This window comes from Pseudochrobactrum sp. sp1633, assembly GCF_030376605.1.
Lineage (GTDB): Bacteria > Pseudomonadota > Alphaproteobacteria > Rhizobiales > Rhizobiaceae > Pseudochrobactrum.
In genome coordinates this window covers 42,162-60,703 of record NZ_JARRAE010000007.1, presented here as the reverse complement: position 1 = coordinate 60,703, position 18,542 = coordinate 42,162, and the positions used below count along the sequence as shown (strand labels likewise).

The 18,542-nt window shown below is 51.6% G+C and carries 21 protein-coding genes; 12 read left to right on the top strand and 9 right to left on the bottom strand.

From position 1 onward, the window contains the following. Window positions 1-3: 3 nt before the first annotated feature. The 4 genes from serA (at window position 4) to P8H26_RS09715 (ending at window position 5,540) form a co-directional block, all read left to right on the top strand. Window positions 4-1,605, top strand: coding sequence for a phosphoglycerate dehydrogenase (gene serA, locus P8H26_RS09730; RefSeq protein WP_289632765.1), 1,602 nt, complete (start codon window positions 4-6; stop codon window positions 1,603-1,605). Window positions 1,606-1,734: 129 nt separating this feature from the next. Continuing rightward, the gene (locus tag P8H26_RS09725; protein WP_289632764.1) at window positions 1,735-2,256 is read left to right on the top strand and encodes a GNAT family N-acetyltransferase; all 522 of its coding nucleotides are present in this window, start codon (window positions 1,735-1,737) and stop codon (window positions 2,254-2,256) included. A 206-nt stretch (window positions 2,257-2,462) separates the two neighbouring features. After that, a complete protein-coding gene (locus P8H26_RS09720; protein WP_289632763.1) occupies window positions 2,463-3,752 on the top strand; it encodes an adenylosuccinate synthase in 1,290 nt (429 codons plus the stop codon). A gap of 318 nt (window positions 3,753-4,070) precedes the next feature. After that, entirely contained in the window at window positions 4,071-5,540 is a 1,470-nt protein-coding gene (locus tag P8H26_RS09715) for a transcriptional regulator (RefSeq protein WP_289632762.1), read from the top strand. An 82-nt stretch (window positions 5,541-5,622) separates the two neighbouring features. On the opposite strand, the gene rpoH is transcribed toward P8H26_RS09715, so the two are convergent. Both rpoH and P8H26_RS09705 read right to left on the bottom strand, forming a co-directional pair. Beyond that, window positions 5,623-6,498: an RNA polymerase sigma factor RpoH gene (gene rpoH, locus P8H26_RS09710; RefSeq protein WP_289632761.1), complete on the bottom strand. Its 876-nt coding sequence runs from the start codon at window positions 6,496-6,498 to the stop codon at window positions 5,623-5,625. Window positions 6,499-6,803: 305 nt separating this feature from the next. Then, window positions 6,804-7,817 (bottom strand): RluA family pseudouridine synthase, encoded by a 1,014-nt coding sequence (locus tag P8H26_RS09705; protein ID WP_289632760.1) that lies wholly within the window; start codon window positions 7,815-7,817, stop codon window positions 6,804-6,806. Window positions 7,818-7,870: 53 nt separating this feature from the next. Between P8H26_RS09705 and P8H26_RS09700 the strand changes: the two genes are divergently transcribed. Together P8H26_RS09700 and P8H26_RS09695 are read left to right on the top strand one after the other, a co-directional pair. Continuing rightward, window positions 7,871-8,353: a hypothetical protein gene (locus P8H26_RS09700; protein ID WP_289632759.1), complete on the top strand. Its 483-nt coding sequence runs from the start codon at window positions 7,871-7,873 to the stop codon at window positions 8,351-8,353. 385 nt (window positions 8,354-8,738) lie between these two features. Then, window positions 8,739-9,149, top strand: coding sequence for a Fur family transcriptional regulator (locus tag P8H26_RS09695; RefSeq protein WP_289632758.1), 411 nt, complete (start codon window positions 8,739-8,741; stop codon window positions 9,147-9,149). Between the two features lie 272 nt (window positions 9,150-9,421). Here the strand turns inward: P8H26_RS09695 and P8H26_RS09690 are convergent, their stop codons facing one another. The 3 genes from P8H26_RS09690 to P8H26_RS09680 all read right to left on the bottom strand — a co-directional run bounded on the left by P8H26_RS09690 (window position 9,422) and on the right by P8H26_RS09680 (window position 11,739). Next, window positions 9,422-10,495 (bottom strand): sensor histidine kinase, encoded by a 1,074-nt coding sequence (locus P8H26_RS09690; protein ID WP_289632756.1) that lies wholly within the window; start codon window positions 10,493-10,495, stop codon window positions 9,422-9,424. Window positions 10,496-10,623: 128 nt separating this feature from the next. Further along, window positions 10,624-10,788 carry a DUF1328 domain-containing protein gene (locus tag P8H26_RS09685; protein WP_237122652.1) on the bottom strand — a complete coding sequence of 55 codons (165 nt, stop codon included), beginning with the start codon at window positions 10,786-10,788 and terminating at the stop codon, window positions 10,624-10,626. A gap of 156 nt (window positions 10,789-10,944) precedes the next feature. Continuing rightward, window positions 10,945-11,739: a response regulator gene (locus P8H26_RS09680; RefSeq protein ID WP_289632755.1), complete on the bottom strand. Its 795-nt coding sequence runs from the start codon at window positions 11,737-11,739 to the stop codon at window positions 10,945-10,947. 207 nt (window positions 11,740-11,946) lie between these two features. Between P8H26_RS09680 and P8H26_RS09675 the strand changes: the two genes are divergently transcribed. The 3 genes from P8H26_RS09675 to P8H26_RS09665 are packed head-to-tail and all read left to right on the top strand — an operon-like array spanning window position 11,947 to window position 13,707. Next, a complete protein-coding gene (locus P8H26_RS09675; protein ID WP_374708269.1) occupies window positions 11,947-12,204 on the top strand; it encodes a NepR family anti-sigma factor in 258 nt (85 codons plus the stop codon). A gap of 5 nt (window positions 12,205-12,209) precedes the next feature. After that, window positions 12,210-12,758: an RNA polymerase sigma factor gene (locus P8H26_RS09670; RefSeq protein WP_289632754.1), complete on the top strand. Its 549-nt coding sequence runs from the start codon at window positions 12,210-12,212 to the stop codon at window positions 12,756-12,758. A 25-nt stretch (window positions 12,759-12,783) separates the two neighbouring features. Further along, window positions 12,784-13,707 carry a diacylglycerol kinase family protein gene (locus tag P8H26_RS09665; RefSeq protein WP_289632753.1) on the top strand — a complete coding sequence of 308 codons (924 nt, stop codon included), beginning with the start codon at window positions 12,784-12,786 and terminating at the stop codon, window positions 13,705-13,707. Window positions 13,708-13,748: 41 nt separating this feature from the next. Here P8H26_RS09665 and P8H26_RS09660 read toward each other — a convergent pair whose 3' ends face one another. The 4 genes from P8H26_RS09660 to P8H26_RS09645 all read right to left on the bottom strand — a co-directional run bounded on the left by P8H26_RS09660 (window position 13,749) and on the right by P8H26_RS09645 (window position 15,283). Next, window positions 13,749-13,985, bottom strand: a complete 237-nt coding sequence (locus P8H26_RS09660; RefSeq protein WP_289632752.1) for a hypothetical protein — start codon at window positions 13,983-13,985, stop codon at window positions 13,749-13,751. Window positions 13,986-14,094: 109 nt separating this feature from the next. Next, window positions 14,095-14,559, bottom strand: coding sequence for a hypothetical protein (locus P8H26_RS09655; protein ID WP_289632751.1), 465 nt, complete (start codon window positions 14,557-14,559; stop codon window positions 14,095-14,097). Window position 14,560: 1 nt separating this feature from the next. Further along, window positions 14,561-14,890, bottom strand: coding sequence for a DNA gyrase subunit B (locus P8H26_RS09650; RefSeq protein WP_289632750.1), 330 nt, complete (start codon window positions 14,888-14,890; stop codon window positions 14,561-14,563). A 234-nt stretch (window positions 14,891-15,124) separates the two neighbouring features. Then, on the bottom strand, window positions 15,125-15,283 hold the full coding sequence (locus P8H26_RS09645) for a hypothetical protein (protein WP_289632749.1): 159 nt from the start codon (window positions 15,281-15,283) through the stop codon (window positions 15,125-15,127). Between the two features lie 551 nt (window positions 15,284-15,834). Between P8H26_RS09645 and exbB the strand changes: the two genes are divergently transcribed. Genes exbB through P8H26_RS09630 form a run of 3 tightly spaced genes read left to right on the top strand, consistent with a single transcriptional unit; the run spans window position 15,835 to window position 18,374 of the window. Beyond that, window positions 15,835-16,929 carry a tonB-system energizer ExbB gene (gene exbB, locus P8H26_RS09640; RefSeq protein WP_374708268.1) on the top strand — a complete coding sequence of 365 codons (1,095 nt, stop codon included), beginning with the start codon at window positions 15,835-15,837 and terminating at the stop codon, window positions 16,927-16,929. Window positions 16,930-16,934: 5 nt separating this feature from the next. Beyond that, entirely contained in the window at window positions 16,935-17,441 is a 507-nt protein-coding gene (gene exbD / locus P8H26_RS09635) for a TonB system transport protein ExbD (protein WP_289632748.1), read from the top strand. Between the two features lie 42 nt (window positions 17,442-17,483). Continuing rightward, entirely contained in the window at window positions 17,484-18,374 is an 891-nt protein-coding gene (locus P8H26_RS09630; RefSeq protein ID WP_374708280.1) for an energy transducer TonB, read from the top strand. Window positions 18,375-18,542 lie beyond the last annotated feature (168 nt).

Here is an 18,542-nt window from a genome sequence, read left to right as displayed (position 1 = left end):
GTTATGGCACCTCGCGTTCTCGTTTCGGATAAATTGTCGCCAACCGCAGTGCAGATCTTCAAAGATCGCGGCGTTGAAGTGGATTACCTGCCGGATCTCGGCAAAGACAAAGACAAGCTGCTCGAAGTTATCGGCCAGTATGATGGTCTGGCCATCCGCTCGGCGACCAAAGCCACTGAAAAGCTGATTGCTGCGGCGACCAATCTTAAAGTTATCGGTCGTGCCGGTATCGGCGTGGACAATGTTGACATTCCGGCTGCATCGCGCCGCGGTATCATCGTGATGAATACGCCTTTTGGCAATTCGATCACCACTGCGGAACATGCAGTTGCGCTGATGTTTGCCGTTGCACGCCAGCTGCCGGAAGCCGACCAGTCAACCCGCGCCGGTAAGTGGGAAAAGAACCGCTTCATGGGCGTGGAAATCACTGGCAAGACGCTGGGTATTATCGGCTGCGGTAATATTGGTTCGATTGTTGCGATCCGTGCGATCGGCCTCAAAATGCATGTTGTGGCTTTTGATCCGTTCCTCTCGGAGGGTCGTGCGGAAGAGCTGGGCGTTGAGAAGGTTGAGCTGGACGATTTGCTCGCCCGTGCCGATTTCATCAGTCTGCATACGCCGATGACCGATAAGACCCGCAACATCATCAATGCTGAAAACATTGCAAAGATGAAAGACGGCGTGCGCATCATCAATTGCGCCCGTGGTGGTCTGATTGTTGAAGCTGATCTGGTTGCAGCACTGAAATCCGGCAAGGTTGCCGGTGCCGGTATTGACGTTTTTGAAGTGGAGCCGGCAACGGAATCCGAATTGTTTGATCTGCCGAATGTGGTTTGCACACCGCATCTTGGCGCTTCGACTTCGGAAGCGCAGGAAAATGTTGCGCTGCAGGTTGCCGAGCAGATGGCCGACTATCTGATCAAGGGTGCTGTGACCAATGCGATCAACATGCCGTCGATCACCGCGGAAGAAGCACCGCGCCTCAAGCCGTTTGTAAAACTGGCAGAAGTTCTGGGTGCTTTTATCGGTCAGGTGACAGACGAGCCTATTCAGGAAGTGGAAATCCTGTTTGACGGTTCCACCGCTGCCATGAATACCCGCGCTTTGATGAGTGCCGCTCTTGCCGGTCTGATCCGCCCGCAGGTATCGGACGTAAATATGGTTTCTGCACCGGTGATGGTGAAAGAACGCGGTATTATCGTATCAGAGGTGAAGCGCGATAAATCCGGCGTTTTCGACGGCTACATCAAGATCACTGTGCGCACGACAACCCGCACGCGCTCGATTGCCGGAACCTGCTTCTCTGATGGCAAACCGCGCTTTATCCAGATCAAGGGTATTAATCTGGATGCGGAAGTTGGTCAGCACATGCTCTATACGACCAATAATGACACGCCGGGCATGATCGGCTGGCTGGGTACAGTTTGCGGTAATCACGGTGTGAATATTGCGAACTTCTCCCTTGGCCGTGAGCGTATGGGCGGCGATGCGATTGCGCTTCTCTATCTGGATGAGCGTATTCCGGATGCCGTGCTTGAGGTGTTGCGTGCCAATGAAGCTATCGTGCAGGCGCGCCCGCTGGTCTTTGACGTGGCCGCGGATTGATTAAGGCATTAAGCCTTCATACTTAGAAACAACATGCATCCCGAAAGCGTTTTGCGCTTTTCGGGATGTGCTTTATCAACTGACGGGAAATTTATGAGACAGTCCGTCATATGAATAAAGGCAATGATTATGTCTGAGAATAAAACACCGCTGACAGCCGATTGGCGGCACATGCAGCCGGCAGATCTTGCGGAAGTGCATGATATGAGCTGCGTGGTGCACCCGGATTTTCCGGAAGATCCGGCGATCTTTGCAGACCGGCTTAATGTTTTTGCTCCCGGTGCTTTTGTGTTGCAGGGCGATAAACAGCTGCTCGGCTATAGTTTCAGCCATCCGTGGGTGCGTTTTTCCGCACCGGCGCTGAACACGCTTTTACATCAGGTGCCCGAAGGTGCAGACAGTTTCTATATGCATGATGTGGCGCTGTTGCCGGAGGCACGCGCATTGGGTGCCGCACGCAAGCTGGTGGCACTGCTCGTGGAAACGGCTGAGGCGCATGGTTTCGACTCACTGTCTCTGGTGGCAGTGAACGGATCGCAGCCTTATTGGGAAAAACAGGGATTCTCCGTGCAGGATGTTCCGCATTTGCAGGAAAAATTGCTGAGCTATTCCGAGGATGCGCGGTTTATGATACGCAATCTGGTAAAATAAGCCAGTTTTTGCAGGATGAGGTGCGATTTCCGACAATCGGGAGTCGCACTTTTTGTTGTGACGCTGTATAGAAGCTCACGTTCTGTAAAAAAATACGGGCTTATATAAGTACGCGTTTTAAAAAGAGCGGGCCTAATTCGGCATGTGTCACAGGCTCGATTCAAATTCCAAACAAGCTGTACATTTTGTACTGAGGAGTTTTCTTCATGGCTAATGTGATCGTCGTCGGCTCGCAATGGGGCGACGAAGGTAAAGGTAAGATCGTTGACTGGCTGTCAGAGCGCGCTGATGTGATCGTGCGCTATCAGGGTGGCCATAATGCCGGTCATACTCTGGTTATTGACGGTGTAAGCTACAAGCTGGCACTGCTGCCTTCAGGCCTCGTACGCGGCAAACTTTCCGTTATTGGTAACGGTGTTGTTGTCGATCCTCATCATTTTGTAGCAGAAGTTGAAAAGCTGCGCGCGCAGGGTGTTACAATTACACCTGATGTGCTGCGTATTGCTGAAAATGCTCCGCTGATCCTGTCTCTGCACCGCGAACTGGATGCCATTCGTGAAGATGGTTCCGCTGGTCTGAAAATCGGCACCACCAAGCGCGGTATCGGTCCTGCTTATGAAGACAAGGTTGGCCGTCGTGCAATCCGCGTGATTGATCTGGCAGAGCCTGAAAGCCTGCGTCCGAAAATTGAACGCCTGCTGACCCACCACAATGCGCTGCGTCGCGGTATGGGACTGGCCGAGATTTCCGTTGATACTATTCACAACGAGCTGATCGAAGTTGCAGACAAGATCCTGCCTTATGTGGATCAGGTCTGGAAAATTCTCGACGACAAGCGCAAAGCCGGTGCCCGCATTCTGTTTGAAGGCGCGCAGGGTGCGCTGCTTGATAACGACCACGGTACTTATCCGTTTGTAACCTCGTCCAACACAGTTGCCGGTCAGGCTGCTGCCGGTTCGGGTCTTGGTCCTACAGCAATCGGTTATGTGCTGGGTATTACCAAAGCTTACACCACCCGCGTTGGTGAAGGTCCGTTCCCGTGCGAGCTGGATGATGAGATCGGTCAGCATCTTTCAACCGTTGGCCGTGAAGTTGGTGTTAACACCGGCCGTTCACGCCGCTGCGGCTGGTTCGATGCGGTTCTGGTGAAGCAGACTGTACGCACTTCCGGTATTACCGGTATCGCGCTGACCAAGCTCGATGTTCTGGATGGTCTGGACGAGATCAAAGTTTGCGTGGCTTACGAGCTGGATGGCAAGCGTATTGATTATCTGCCTGCATCTATGGATGCACAGGCACGCGTCAAGCCGATCTATGAAACACTGGAAGGCTGGAAAGATACCACTGCCGGTGCCCGTTCATGGAATGAGCTGCCAGCACAGGCTGTCAAATATGTTCGTTATATTGAAGAGCTGATCGGTACGCCGGTTTCCATGCTCTCCACCAGCCCTGAGCGTGAAGATACTATTCTGGTAACCGATCCGTTTCAGGATTAAAATCAGGTCATCGTGACAGATTAGAGAGGCGGGATTTCTGATCCCGCCTTTTCTGTTTATACCCTCTTGATTGCGCCAGCGGAGTGTTCCATCTTGCTGGCGGGGATTTTTCCGGTGATCCGGCGCTTTTTTGCTAAAATAGTTGATTTTTCGCCGCATCTAAGGTGTTGAATTTCACAGTAAACTTTGCATTCGTTAAGACTTATGTTTAATAAAACGATCAGGTTTCATCTGATTTTTTTATGAATATGCTGTCAGACCTTCCGGCGGAAGGTTTGAAACAGCAGATTCAGTCGTCAGCAACGGGTTTGGAAGAGTATGGCAGATTTCGCAGCGGTACTGAAAAAGACAATTGATGCTCAGGCTAATCCTGATCAGGCGCTACGCCAGCGTGTCTATGCGAAGGCCCGTTCCACGATTGAGCAAAAACTGGCGGCAGCCAGCGCACCTGAGCCGGTGGCACAACGCCAGCGCCAGATGCTTGAGGCCGCCGTTGAAGAGGTTGAAGCAGATTACCGCGCCGCTGAGCGCGCAGCAGAAGAGGCTGCGCAGCCGGAGCAGGTTACAGACCCTCTGGAAGATTTTCTGAAAGCTGTTCAGGAGGCCGGTGTTGCTGACGAGCAGAACACAGTTGCTGCGCCTTCAGTGCTGTCGGATGATGATCAGGATGGTGCAGCCCACAGAGACACGCAGGATGAGTGGCAGAGTGAGCGCACAGGCGTATCCGGTTTTGATGACCGTCCTGCCTATCAGGATCATGATTATGATGACGAGCCGCGCGGCAACCGTTCCAAAGGTCTGATTGTTGGTCTGATTGCGCTTTTGGCGCTGAGTGGTGCCGGTTATGCCGGATGGACCTATCAGGATCAGATCAAAGATTATGTTTCTTCCCTGACCGGTAATACAACGGACAGCGGCGAGGGAACTGACACAGGCGAGGATGATACTTCGGAAACCGGTCCTGACGGAACAACTGCACCGGAAACTGCACCGCCACCTGCCACCAGCGGTGAGAGCGGCAATGCAACTCCACCGGCAGAAACCAAACCGGAAGGTGAGCAGAAGCTGACCCAGCGCTTGTTACCTGACGGCAGCGAAGTGGATGAGGGTGCATCTGCCGATAAGCCGACTGTGGGCGAGGGTACATCCAACGCTCCGGTTACGGGCACAGCACCTGCAACGAACGGGCAGCCTGCCGGTAATACGGCTACTCAGGCACAGACTGTTCCTGTCGGCCAGCGGGCGTTCTTCTATGAGGAGCAGCGCGGCGGTGAAACATCTGCAGCCGTGAAAGGCAATGTTGTCTGGTCGGTGGTGCAGGATTCACCGGGTGAAGGTGTGCCGGATGAACCGGCCATTCGCGCGGATGTCAATTTTCCGGATAAAAAAATCAGCCTGCGCATGACATTGCGCCGTAATGCTGACCAGTCGATCCCTGCAAGCCACCTGATCGAAATGATCTATACGGTGCCTGAGGACTTCGATGGCGGTGTGATTGAAAATGTACAGCGTGTGACCTTCAAGGATTCAGAACAGGCAGCAGGCAATCCGCTGGCAGCTATTCCGATGAAGATCGCGGATAACTTCTTCCTTGTGGCGCTCAATGATGCCCGCACGGCAGTGGATATGAACCTGTCGCTGATGCGTCGCCAGCAATGGATTGATATCCCGATTACCTACCGTAATGGTCGCCGTGCTCTGCTCAGCATTGAAAAGGGCGTACCTGGCGAAAAAGTATTCGATGAAGTGCTGAAAAGCTGGGGAAATACTGCACCGGCTGCAAACTGATAACAGCGTTTACCGGAATAAAAAACCGCCTGTTGCGTGATGCAAAAGGCGGTTTTTATTTGAACTGATATAGTTTTCAGACTTATGCAGCCTGAGCGGAGGCCATAACAGCCTCCTGTACCTTTTCAAATGCACGCACTTCAATCTGACGGACACGCTCGCGGCTGATGCCAAACTCGGTTGAAAGATCTTCCAGTGTAATCGGATCTTCAGCCAGACGGCGGGCTTCAAAAATCCGGCGTTCACGATCATTGAGCTTGGACATTGCTGTTTCAAGCATGGTGCGGCGGCTGTTCAGCTCATCCGCATCGATCAGAACCTGTTCCTGAGACGCGCTGTCATCGACCAGCCAGTCCTGCCATTCGCCGCTTTCGCCTTCAGATGCACGGATCGGTGCATTGAGCGAAGCATCGCCGCTCATACGGCGGTTCATGGATACGACTTCTTCTTCCGATACACTCAGGCGATGGGCAATTTCCTTGACCTGTTCAGGGTTCAGATCGCCGTCATCCAGTGCCTGAATACGGTTCTTGGCCTTACGCAGGTTAAAGAACAGGCGTTTCTGGTTGGCGGTGGTGCCCATTTTAACGAGGCTCCACGACCGCAGCACATATTCCTGAATGGAAGCCTTGATCCACCACATCGCATAGGTCGCGAGGCGGAAACCGCGTTCCGGTTCAAAACGTTTCACCGCCTGCATCAGGCCGACATTGCCCTCGGAGATCACTTCGCCGATCGGCAGGCCGTAGCCGCGATAGCCCATAGCGATTTTCGCCACGAGACGCAGGTGACTGGTAACAAGCTTATGCGCGGCTTCCGGATCAGCATGCTCGCTATAGCGTTTGGCGAGCATATATTCCTCCTGCGGCTGAAGCATCGGGAAGCGGCGGATTTCATCGAGATATCGTGTCAGACCACCATCACCTGCGGTGATAGCCGGTAAAGTTGCACGGGCCATAAAGCACCCTCCTTTTTTTGACAGGTTCCCATTGAGGCGAACCCGCGTCTGTATGATAACCATTTCAGACAGTTCGTCGCATAATGTGAGTATATAGGAAGAATTTAGGCGAAAACACGGTCAAAGTGACAAAACACGTGAATTTTATCAAAATGACTACAGAATTATAATGCTAAAGATATTTTCTTTTAACGTATTGAAAAATATGAATATAATTTAATTAAAAATAAAATATTAAAAAATAATCGGGAGGGAAACAGCTCTCCCTCCCGATTATTACATTCTTTTAATGTTCTCAGACGTCTTTATTCCGCTTTCAGGCCGCCGTTGCGGAATGCTTCCAGCAGATTCTGCATATCGTCCGGCATATCGGCAGTGAATTCCATAAGTTCGCCGGTCATCGGGTGTTCAAAAGCGAGCAAACGGGCATGCAGCGCCTGCCGCTGAAAGCTCTTCACTGTGTTTCTCAGCTCATCGGTCAGACGGTTGGCCTTGGTTTTATAGGCACCGCCATATTCATTGTCGCCGATCAGCGGATGACCAATATGCGCCATATGCACACGAATCTGATGTGTGCGGCCGGTTTCAAGGCGGCACTCAACGAGTGAAGCAAGCGCTGTCGCGTCATTGTTTTCGCAAAAACGCTCTTCAATCACATAATGGGTGACCGCGTGGCGGGCGTCTTCACGGTCTTCACGCACCACTGCCTGCTTTGTCCGGTCCCGGTGGGAGCGGCCAAGATGTGCATCAATCGTACCGGCAGGGCGCTCAGGCATACCCCAGACCAGAGCCTGATAGGCACGCTCCAATGCACCGTTGCGTCCGTGATCGGCAAATTGCGCGCTTAGATTCTGGTGCGCCTTGTCATGTTTGGCCACGACCAGTACGCCGGACGTGTCTTTATCCAGACGATGCACAATGCCCGGACGCTTAACGCCGCCGATACCGGAGAGGCTGTCGCCGCAATGATGTATCAAAGCGTTAACCAAGGTTCCGGTCCAGTTGCCATTTCCCGGGTGTACAACCAGTCCGGCAGGCTTGTTGACCACAATTATGTCATTATCTTCATAAAGGAGATCAAGCGGAATGTCTTCCGGCTGTGGTTCAGCTGGTTCGGCTTCCGGTATGTGCAGTACAATCGTTGAACCTTCGCGCAATTTGTGTTTAGGCTCGCTCACAGGCCGGTTGTCAACCAGTACATGGCCGGCACTTATGAGTGATTGGATGCGGTTTCGTGAAAGATCAGGCGTGAGTTGAGAAGCAAGCCACTGATCAAGCCGCTTCCCTGCGGCATTTGCGTCGGCAATTAGCTCTTTCAATCGTCTCTTCCCTTCGTTATCACGCCTCGCGATATCAGTAATCGGAGACCTTAATGCAGGACCATTATTATCAAGAGCACCCGGAGCAGCAACACTATGCTGCTCAGCAACATCAGGAGCCTCCGCTCGATCCGGCTATGGAACGTGTGCGTCGTAAAATGGTTCGTCTGCTAGCTGTATCAATTGCCATTATGGTAATTGGTCTTATGGCGGTGCTTGCTGCGGTTGTCTATAAAATTAACAAAGCACCCGATACAGCAGAAACTGAAACAGCTCAATCGGATATTCCCGGACAAAGTCCAGGTCAGGCACCTGCTGTTCCAGGACAAGGTGCCGAAGGTAAAACTGCTGAGCCGCTGGCGCTGGTTGAATCGCAGCTGGAACTGGCTCCCGGTACCCGCCTGCTTTCCCAGAGCCTTTCCGGTAATCTGGTGTCACTGGAAACATTGCTGCCGGATGGCGGCACAGAAATCATGATTTATGATTATCGCCAGTCGCGGTTTGTCGGACGGATGCGTCTGGGCAATCTGGAATAGGTCTCGGTTTTATTAAAAAGCTCCGCATCCGGTTGTGGCCGGTGCGGAGCTTTTTGTTATTCAGGTGATATATATCCAAGCTTCTCTCAGGGTTTATCTCCGAACTTATATAAGTACGGGATAAACTGTGACATAGCGATAGTCTGGCCGGATCAGGGCTTTGCCTGACCGTTATTCATTTATAAATTGCAGATAGCAGAGATTCTTCATTTCGGCTTGTATTTGACCTGTGTCAGAACTTTTGCAAAAGTGCTGACAACGTATCTCTGAAGTCATCATAGGTCGGCACCGGATGATGGTGCTGACTTTATTATATGTGTTTCACCCGCAATTGCGTTTGGCGCTGTGTTTAGGGCACAGTGTTAGGCTCTATGGGGAATTAATAATGAAAAATGATTACGAAAAACAGCTTCGGGACGCGGGCGTGCGGATTACGCGGCCGAGGCGGGTGATTCTCGACATTCTTTCCCAGACTGACGGCCATCCCGATGCGCTGGAGATTTTCCGCCGCTCGGTGGAGATCGACAACAGTATTTCCTTATCGACTGTGTACCGGACAATGAAACTGCTTGAAGAGCAGGGCGCTATTCACCGTCATGCCTTTGACGGCGGACCATCCCGCTTTGAGCAGGCAGGCAATCAGCACCATGATCATCTCATAGATATGGAAACCGGTGATGTGATTGAGTTTCACTCGGAAATGATCGAGAAATTGCAGGAAGAAATTGCCCGCTCACTGGGATATGAAATCATTCATCACCGGTTTGAGCTCTACGGCCGCAAAATTAAAAAATAACTGCACGGGCATACAGAATTTATTTTCAAATAATGCGATTTCGTGTGAAACTTTTTTTTGACATGCACGTTATGAACCTTGTGAAAGGCTGACTTTCCGCCCCCTCACAGTTCGGCCTTTCACCGACCGCGGGTACGCCCCCTATTCCACGGTCCGCGCGCTCACGGAGCTCAGGTTCCGGGGCGCGCTATTTTTATGTCTAATGATTTGAAATGCATCAAACAAAGCGCTCTGCGGCAGGTTGCGGCAGAGGTTGTGATGCGACAGGGCTCTTAATAATCGAAGTGCCGGTGCGGTATGCGCAGAAAGTACTCTACACTCTTATCATGGATCGTGTAGCAGGCTGTGCCGCTGACCGCCTGAGGAACAATGCGCAGCAGAACTGCGCTGCCAAAGCGTGATGTCTCATGCGTTTTCGTTTTGATATCTGATGTTTCTTCATCTTTCAGGACATGGGCAGGTGTATCGTCCGGCGGACAGCCGGAGCCGTTGCCGGATTGTGCTTCCTTCCAATGAATAATCAAATCCATTTCCCCTTCGCCGTCCGGCTCTAGATCTGCCGAGACTGTCAGGCTGCCATTTTCACAGGCAAGCGCGCCATAGGATGCGGAATTGACAATCAACTCGTGGAACGCAAGGCCGACATGCAAAGCGGCACCCGGAAACAGATAGACGTCCTTGCCCTCAATGGTCAGGCGCGGGTCTTTCGGATGGATGTATTTTTCCAGTTGTGAGCACAGCAACTCACGAAAGTCTGCGCCATGCCAGTTTGAATCTGTAACCAGATCCTGCGAATGGGAAAGGGAATAGATGCGCCCGCGAAATTTTTGCAGGAATTGCTCAACCGAGCCGGAATATCGTGCGGTCTGCATGGCAATGCTCTGAATAATCGCCAGCAGGTTCTTCGAGCGGTGACTGACCTCGCGCAGCAGTATTTTCAAAACCTGCTCACGGTGCTTCAGTTCGCTGATTTCAACGGCCGTGGTAACGACACCAATCATTCCGCCGTTTTCGTCTTTGTCACTGTCGATAAAAAACTCATACCAGCGGGGGGTGTTCTTGTCCGGAAACGAGAGTTCCAGACGCTGGGCATCCCCGGTGGTCAGCAACTGGTTTTTTGCAGCGGTTAGCTTTTGGGCGATGTCTTTAGGCATCAATGCGTCTTCGCTGATACCTGCCTGCCACGGCAGATGCCAGAATTCCGGTACGTTCTCCGCCCATGTATAGCTGAGATCCGGCATTTGATAAAACACGGAGACATTGCTGTTTCTGATGGCGCGCAACATCGAGCGTAACCGGATCTGGCCGGTGCTGCTATATCCTGAAATGGATGGTGTCGGAGCCATATGGGCGCGCTTTCTCTGCTTCAGCTCTGGAAAATATCAGGGGCAAACATAGTTCGGTAGAAGACACGCGCGGGACGCGTAGCACGCGTCCCGGAAAGATGGTGTTTATCCGTGTCGTTACGCTTCATTTATGCTTTCCTTATGAAGCTGGCGATAAGCGACAAGAGCAGCAGTCCCAGAAAAATATAAAACAGAATCTGGGCAATACCCGCAGATGCACCGGCAATTCCACCAAAACCCAGCGCACCGGCTATAATCGCTACGATCAGAAAAACGACTGCATAGTATAACATGTTAACCTCCTCTTACAGGCAGGTGGTATGGTTTCCTGCCTTTAGAAAATGACCGTATGTGTTCAGGCCATTCCCTGTAAAAGTAACGCTCAGGCCGCGTTTTGGTTCCTGTGGCTTCACAGATACGGCTGGTATTCTGATTGTTGTGAGGGGGATTTATGTCCGCGCGAGGGAGCCTTCTTCAAAAAACAGCGCCTGACTGATGAGGGCTTTCACCATATCCGGATTGAACGGTTTGGTGACAAGGAAGGTCGGCTCTGAGCGCTCTCCCGTGAGAAGACGCTCCGGAAATGCGGTGATGAAAATAACGGGGATAGTATCGGTTTTGAGGATATCATTCACGGCATCGATGCCTGAACTACCATCGGCCAGCTGGATATCTGCCAGTACCATTGACGGTTTTTCGGCCTGATAGAGCGTGAGCGCCTCTTTGTGCGTGCGGGCAATGCCAACAACCTCATGTCCCAGAGTTTCCACCATCTGTTCAATGTCCATCGCAATCAGCGGCTCATCTTCGATGATAAGGATGCGGGTGGCGACATGGCGGGAAATCTGCTCTGAAGCTTCTGATAGCAGGGCAGAGAAACCGGCATCATCTTCTTTCAGAATTTCTGCCGCTTCTTTTTCGTTAAAACCCTCAACGGATACGAGCAGAAAAGCCTGACGGGAGCGCGGTGTCAGCAATGCAAGATTATTGGCTGCCCGCTTTTCCCATGAAAGATCTGAATCCGTATCCGGAATTTCTATGGAAGTGCGGTCGAAGATACTGGAATAAAGACGGTAGAGCGCTGTCTTATCAGATGAGCAGTCAGGAAAGACCGAGATGTCATCAATCAGTGCTTCGAGAATTGCGGCAACATATGCATCTCCGGCAGATTGTGAGCCGGTCACTGCGCGTGAGAAACGACGCAGATAAGGCAAATGAGGTGCAATGCGCGTGGACAATGACATTGAATGCTCCATGTATATGGGCCGATAGGATTACAGCCTGTTTATGGTTCTAACGGCTGACTATAAAAATTGTTCCTGAGTTTGGGAACTAATTATTCGCTCCTGCATTATGAAACCGATAGAACGTCTCATTCGGGCTGGGTTTTATAAATCCGTATAACAACCAGATGAAACTCGGGCGCTTGCGATAACCGGAATTCGATTGAGATGACGAAAAATAATAAACCTCTTCAGGATCAAGATAACGCCATGACCTCATTACCGCGCGATCAGTACGCGCAAAACAGCCCGCGATCCGGCGGTTTAAATAAAGGGGATGAACTGGGACCCAATACGGAAATCGGTTCTAAATTGCGTGCTCTTTATTCCAGCATTCAGGATGAGACGATACCTGATCGTTTTCTTGATCTTTTAGAGAAATTGGATCAGGCTGAACGTCAATCTGCTTCTCGTTCAAGGAATTAAGAGGAATGGCGGAGGAGAGGGACGAATTCAAGCGTCTGATGCTTGCGGCCTTACCGGGTCTGCGGGCTTTTGCGGTGTCTTTATCAGGTCAGCAGGATAAAGCTGATGATCTGGTGCAGGACACGATTATGAAAGCGTGGGGCAAGCGCGACAGCTTTGAAATGGGTACCAATATCAAAGCATGGTTGTTCACCATTCTGCGCAATGAATTTTACAGCCAGATGCGCAAGCGCGGCCGTGAAATTCAGGATTCTGACGGATTTTACACCGAACGTCTTGCGGTACATCCGTCACAATACGGATCACTCGATTTGCAGGATTTTCGCAAGGCACTCAATGAGCTGCCTGATGACCAGCGCGAAGCCATTATTCTGATCGGCGCATCCGGTTTCTCCTATGAAGAGGCTGCGGAGATTTGTGAATGTGCGGTGGGCACCATTAAAAGTCGTGTCAGCCGTGCACGCGTGCGGTTGCAGGAATTGCTGGATGTTAAAGGGAACTCTGATTACGGTCCTGACGGAGAATCCTCGCAGGTGACCCTGCGGTCATTTTAGTGAATTTACGCTTGCGGAGATCTCTTTGCGGATTATTGCCGTCTTAAACAGCCAGAGCGGTACTTTACGTACAACTGATATGGATGCGTTTATTGCTGACGCAACAACGGCTTTTGAAGCCCGCGGACATAGTCTGAAATATGTTTTGACGGATGGTGATGGTATTGTTGCAGCTTTGCAGGAAGCCGCTGAAGACAGTTCTTGTGATGTGCTGCTGGCTGGCGGCGGTGACGGCACAATTTCCACAGCTGCCGCATTCGCCTGGCAAAATAACAGGGTTTTGGGTGTTTTGCCGGCCGGTACAATGAACCTGTTTGCCCGCTCCCTGAATATTCCGCAAAATATTACAGCAGCCGCTGAGGCCTTGGCTCAGGCTGAAATCCATGCCGTTGATATCGGCACCTGTAACGGGCAGGCTTTTGTGCATCAGGTGGCGGTGGGGCTGCATCCGATGCTGGTAAAACATCGGGAAAAATACAGCTACGCATCACGCTTAGGTAAAATCTGGGCCAATTTTCGCGCTATGGGACAATTGCTTACAAATGTACCGCGTATAAAAGCGGAAGCGATTATTGACGGTAAACAGATACGAGGCGTTTTTTCAGCCATCGCCGTTTCCAATAATCCCTATGGAGATAGTGCACTGCCTGTGGCGCCGGATGTGCAGACCGGTCATCTGGGTTTTTATCTGGCAAAGCCTTTACCTGTCAGCGGTATGATCAAATTGTTCTGGGATATTTTGCGCGGGCAATGGCGCAGTAATCTGGCGATTGCAGAGGAACATGCCCGTTCAGTGCAGCTGAAGATGCTCAATCATAAACCGCATAAATATATGTCGCTCGATGGAGAGTTGCTGCCTTTGCCCAAGGAGCTTGATATCCGCATTCATCCGGCAGCCCTCAAAGTGCTCGCGCCTTTAAGAAAAGACACGGATATCAGTCCGGTCTGAGAAAACACCGCACGGATTTTTCCGCACGGTGTTGGGCAGGATTACAATGTGGCTGCGCCGGTATGATCCGGGGTGACGCCGAGCTTTTCCAATGCAAGCTCTATTTCTCGCAGATCCTTATTGAGTCCGTCATCAGGATCCATGCCGCCTTCAGTTGCAGCGCGCTGAAGATCGCGCGCATCTTCCTGAAGTTTCAGTACAGCAGCAGATTTATCCAGATTGGTCAGAGACATATCTGCGAGGATTTCTGCGAGTTGTGCTTTTGTCGCGCTGGTCATTGATGTTCTCCTTAGAGCGTTTTGCATTATCGTGCTCGTCAAATGAGGCAATTTGACTGCGAAATGCTTTAGGGCTTTGGTTGAACTGAACTTTGCAGAGCGGTCAGATTTAGTCTTGTTTTTTGGTATTCCCTTTTGGGCCTTCAGGCTTTTTCTTCTGTGACAGCAAAGATACGGCGATCAGTCCGGCAAGCGGCACCGCAATAGTCAGGAGTGGTTTTTTTAGAAGCACCGGTACTGCCGCTACCGCTGCGGCACTCAGCGCTGCATTGGTATCAATTGCGGCGCGTCTTTGCTCCAGACGGCGCTTTTCAGCTTTGTCCATGATGCGGTTGACGATATAGGCAATGATTGCCACCGCCACACAGGCAGTCGTTATAATCAAAGCGCTGATGATCAGGCCAAACTTCATCATCAGAAAGAAAAAGACTGCAATGAGCAGAAAAAACGCACCTGTGAGCAATGCCAGCGCCATAATCGTGTAGAGAATGGCGCTGCGTTTGGCACGCTGCGTTACGGCCTGCACTTCACTGCCGACAATGGCGGATATGACTGGTGTGAAAAGTTTCAGCATATCAGCGCCGTGTCAGGGCTGCGGCAAGGTAGCCAAAGGCGGCCGCCAGAGCGAGCGAGGTAATCGGACGCTCATATACATAATCTGTAACCTGCTCTTCGAGCGAACATGCATTGTCTTTGAGCGAGCTGAAAACATCCTCACCTTGCTCATAAACATCATTATAGGCATCAGCAGCGTCTTGTTTGACCTGATTGATTTTTCGTGAGCCCATTTCTGTCAGCGTTGCCGCAATGGATGCAATATCTTCCTTGAGCTGAGCAATTTGCGCCTGCAATTCTGCCGTGCTGTCATCCTGAGCGTCATTTACGATTTTAGTATCACGAGCCATTAATGCCTCCGGAAGCTTGGTTCAGTAAATCATAGATTTGATGTCGGTACAGAAATGTAACGTCTCTTCAGGGTAATGGTTCCGCAAAACTATCGCCAGAGCTGCATTGCGGCGCACGCGGATATTCGTCAGCCAAGGTTAATTCGTGGCCGGATCTGTGCAAAAAGTGCAAAGATGACAGGCAGAGCGGGTTTGTGCCGTCTGTTATTGAATATATGTGAAGGTGCTCGTTAGTCAGGCAATCATCAGAATGAGTGCTGCAATCATGATGCAACCCGCGGTCACATAGAAACCGGCGCGTAAAACAGCTGTTTCCTGTTGTGCCGGTTCGTAGGCACCCGCTACGGCAGTGTGGGCGGCAGTTTCAATGGTCTGCATATCTTTGTGCATCATCTACTGTCTCCGGAGCATTATGACATTGTCATCGGTCAATAATGATATGCGCTACTCTATGCGGCTTTAATGCGTCAGGTTTATGATTGTTCCTTGTCAGTCTTGTTATAATGGGCAAAAGCCGGATAAAACTGACAAACTTGTTTAAAATTGTCATGTTATGATTTTATGCTTATAATCATAACTGCATTGGTTGGGGGCGACTCACCGGAGCTGTAGCCGCGCTCACAAGTATATTATGGCCGCGATTATTGTTTTGCCGCTGTATGGAATACTTCTTTTGGTGAATAAGTTCCGGTTTCCGGCCAAATAACACCAGAATGACGGGTTTTTTAAAAACATGACTTGCGTAGTCATGTTTGATGGTTGTATTGCAGAACCCGAAAAGGCAGTCGCTGGGTCATTTCAGCAAAACCACGCAATCGTGGGGCAGATTTTACTCTGCACAGGCTGGAAAAGCATTGGCCGCACTGTCCCTGATAATGAAATGCAGTGAGGTCGTAGCGGTGGTTAAGGCAGTATCAAAGTCAGCAAACCCTTTTAAAGCGGGATTGTCAGCATTCATAGTTGCAGCAATTCTGGCTGGTAATAGTGTATTGATGCCTTTTGCACCAGCGATGGCACAGGAAGCGCAGCCGCAACAACCTGCTCCGCAAGCGGTACAACCAACACAGGAAACGCAGGCTCCGGTAACGCAGCCAACTGCACCGCAGACAGCGCCTGCCACTACCACACCGTCACAGCCGGTTCAGACACCGCAGACAACTCAGCCTGCTCCGGTCGCACAGCCTTCACAAACACCATCCGAAGCGCAGCCTGTTACGCTTGCGCCGAAGAACGACCAGTCACAACCTGCTGCTGCCACACCGATGCGCACGGCTGACAACGGCTTGCAGATTCCGCATGACCTTTCCCCGTGGGGCATGTTCATGGCGGCGGACTGGGTTGTTAAAGCTGTGATGATCGGCCTTGCCATTGCCTCCTTGGCAACATGGACAGTATGGCTGGCAAAGTCGCTTGAAATTGCCGGTGCACGCAGCCGTGCCCGCCGCGCGCTGAAAGAAGTGTCGCATGCCGACAATCTGGCTACCGCTGTGCAGGCTCTGGAGAAAACCCGTGGTCCCGGAGCGCATCTCGTTCGGGCGGCTCAGGAAGAAGTTTCGCAGTCTGCCTCTGCTGCCGCTTATGTCGGCGGGGAAGGGCTCAAAGAGCGTGTTTCCTCGCGTCTCAGCCGTATTGAAGCCGGTGCAGGACGCCGTCTTGCCAAAGGCACCGGTATTCTTGCAACCATCGGTTCGGTTGCCCCGTTTGTTGGTCTGTTCGGAACCGTCTGGGGGATTATGAATTCCTTTATCGGGATTTCTGAAGCGCAGACAACCAATCTTGCCGTTGTGGCACCTGGTATCGCCGAGGCGCTGCTGGCAACCGCTATCGGCCTTGTTGCCGCTATTCCTGCCGTTATTATCTATAACATCTTTGCACGCTCGGTTACATCCTATCGCCATCTGCTGGCCGATGTGGGTGCCGGTGTTGAGCGTCTTGTCAGCCGCGATCTTGATATCCGCGCTGCGCGTGACCTCGTTCAGAAACAGGCTGCCCGTCAAAATCCGGCTCAGACTGTTTCAGTGACAAAAGCAGCGGAGTAAGCGATATGGGCAGCCGTTTGCGTGAAGATGCCGGTGATGAACTACAGGAAAGCCATGAAATCAACGTAACGCCGTTTATCGACGTTATGCTGGTGCTTTTGATTATCTTCATGGTGGCAGCCCCTCTGGCGACTGTTGATATTAATGTTGATTTACCTGCGGCAAGTGCAACCCCGCAGCCACGCCCGGATAAACCGGTTTATCTGACGCTAAAAGATGATCTCAGTATCAGCCTTGGCAATGATGCGGTGAACCGTGATTTGCTGGCACCAACGCTGGATCGTCTGGCGCAAGGCAATAAAGATACACGCATTTTTCTGCGTGCTGACAAGACTGTCGGTTATGGCGAGTTGATGAATGTGATGAACCTGCTGCGTGAGGCAGGTTATCTCAAAATTGCTCTGGTCGGGCTGGAAACACTCGGCGCGAATGGCGCAACCGGCATTGATACAAGCGGTGCTCCCGCAACGATGCCACCGGCATCGGGGCAGCCTGCGGGATCAGGAGACTGAGGCGTGAAAAACTTACCGATTGATCACCCTCCGGTTCGGGGCATGAAAAACGGTTCCGCAGTTGAGCCGTCCTCCGGTGTCTGGAAAGATATGGTGCGCTGGCTTGGTGCCGGTGCGGCTGTTTTGATGGTGCATGCAGCCGGTGCCTATGCACTGCATGCGGCAGTGCCGGAACAGGTGCCGGATGGTGAACCGCCTGCGGCGATCATGATGGAACTCGACCCGATGCCACAGGCACCGGAAGTGGAGCAGGATTCTGTTGCTCCGTCAGCGGAAGCCTCACAGACCCCTGATGAAGCGGAAGTTGAGCCGGAAAAACCGGTGGAGCAGGTTGAAGAGGTTAAGCCGGAAGAGCCAGTGGAGGAACCTGAAGAGGTTGCCGAGGCTGAGCCGATAGAAGAGATCGTGCCTGAAGTGGCGGAAGCGCCGAAACCTGAGGTGGTATTGCCGAAGGTTGTTGAAAAGCCAAAGATCGAGAAAAAAGAACCTAAGCCTGAGAAGCCGATAGAAAAGCCGAAGCCTAAAGAGAAGTCAAAAAAGACTGTGAAGGCAGAGCAGACACAGGCAGCCTCTGCGCCGCAGATTAATGCGCAGAATTCCTCCCGCGTTGCAGCAAATGCCAATCGTCAAAGCTCGGCTTCTGCCGGTGTCAGCTCTGCGAAATGGCAGTCGAAAGTTCAGGCGCATCTTGAACGCAAGAAGCGTACGGCTCAACGCAAGCTTGGCCGCGCGGATAAAGGCATTGTGCAGATTGCGTTTGTTATTGATGCTTCAGGAAATGTGCTGTCTGCCCGTATTTCAGGAACATCAGGAAATTCGCAGGTCGATCAGGCTGCTTTGAGTGCCGTTAAGGCGGCCTCTCCGGTTCCTGCGCCGCCACCTGCAATGGCTGCGGCACGTATTCCGTTTCAGGTGCCGTTTAGATTCAATTAGAGCATATCCCGAAAAGCGGGAACCGCCTTCGCGGGGAAATCAGTCCACAGGACTGATTTCTAAATCCCGCTTCGATCAGATAAGATATGCGTAAAAACAAATAGATAAAGCATTTCCTATGATCCAAGATATACTGGAAATGCTCTAGAGCTATCGCCTTCGATGTGG

Excerpts from the sequence above, each read along its gene's own strand:
- serA (WP_289632765.1), top strand. The coding sequence starts at position 4 with ATGGCACCTCGCGTTCTCGTTTCGGATAAATTGTCGCCAACCGCAGTG.
- P8H26_RS09725 (WP_289632764.1), top strand. The coding sequence starts at position 1,735 with ATGTCTGAGAATAAAACACCGCTGACAGCCGATTGGCGGCACATGCAG.
- P8H26_RS09720 (WP_289632763.1), top strand. The coding sequence starts at position 2,463 with ATGGCTAATGTGATCGTCGTCGGCTCGCAATGGGGCGACGAAGGTAAA.
- P8H26_RS09715 (WP_289632762.1), top strand. The coding sequence starts at position 4,071 with ATGGCAGATTTCGCAGCGGTACTGAAAAAGACAATTGATGCTCAGGCT.
- rpoH (WP_289632761.1), bottom strand. The coding sequence starts at position 6,498 with ATGGCCCGTGCAACTTTACCGGCTATCACCGCAGGTGATGGTGGTCTG.
- P8H26_RS09700 (WP_289632759.1), top strand. The coding sequence starts at position 7,871 with ATGCAGGACCATTATTATCAAGAGCACCCGGAGCAGCAACACTATGCT.
- P8H26_RS09695 (WP_289632758.1), top strand. The coding sequence starts at position 8,739 with ATGAAAAATGATTACGAAAAACAGCTTCGGGACGCGGGCGTGCGGATT.
- P8H26_RS09690 (WP_289632756.1), bottom strand. The coding sequence starts at position 10,495 with ATGGCTCCGACACCATCCATTTCAGGATATAGCAGCACCGGCCAGATC.
- P8H26_RS09685 (WP_237122652.1), bottom strand. The coding sequence starts at position 10,788 with ATGTTATACTATGCAGTCGTTTTTCTGATCGTAGCGATTATAGCCGGT.
- P8H26_RS09680 (WP_289632755.1), bottom strand. The coding sequence starts at position 11,739 with ATGTCATTGTCCACGCGCATTGCACCTCATTTGCCTTATCTGCGTCGT.
- P8H26_RS09675 (WP_374708269.1), top strand. The coding sequence starts at position 11,947 with ATGACGAAAAATAATAAACCTCTTCAGGATCAAGATAACGCCATGACC.
- P8H26_RS09670 (WP_289632754.1), top strand. The coding sequence starts at position 12,210 with ATGGCGGAGGAGAGGGACGAATTCAAGCGTCTGATGCTTGCGGCCTTA.
- P8H26_RS09660 (WP_289632752.1), bottom strand. The coding sequence starts at position 13,985 with ATGACCAGCGCGACAAAAGCACAACTCGCAGAAATCCTCGCAGATATG.
- P8H26_RS09655 (WP_289632751.1), bottom strand. The coding sequence starts at position 14,559 with ATGCTGAAACTTTTCACACCAGTCATATCCGCCATTGTCGGCAGTGAA.
- P8H26_RS09650 (WP_289632750.1), bottom strand. The coding sequence starts at position 14,890 with ATGGCTCGTGATACTAAAATCGTAAATGACGCTCAGGATGACAGCACG.
- P8H26_RS09645 (WP_289632749.1), bottom strand. The coding sequence starts at position 15,283 with ATGATGCACAAAGATATGCAGACCATTGAAACTGCCGCCCACACTGCC.
- exbD (WP_289632748.1), top strand. The coding sequence starts at position 16,935 with ATGGGCAGCCGTTTGCGTGAAGATGCCGGTGATGAACTACAGGAAAGC.
- P8H26_RS09630 (WP_374708280.1), top strand. The coding sequence starts at position 17,484 with ATGAAAAACGGTTCCGCAGTTGAGCCGTCCTCCGGTGTCTGGAAAGAT.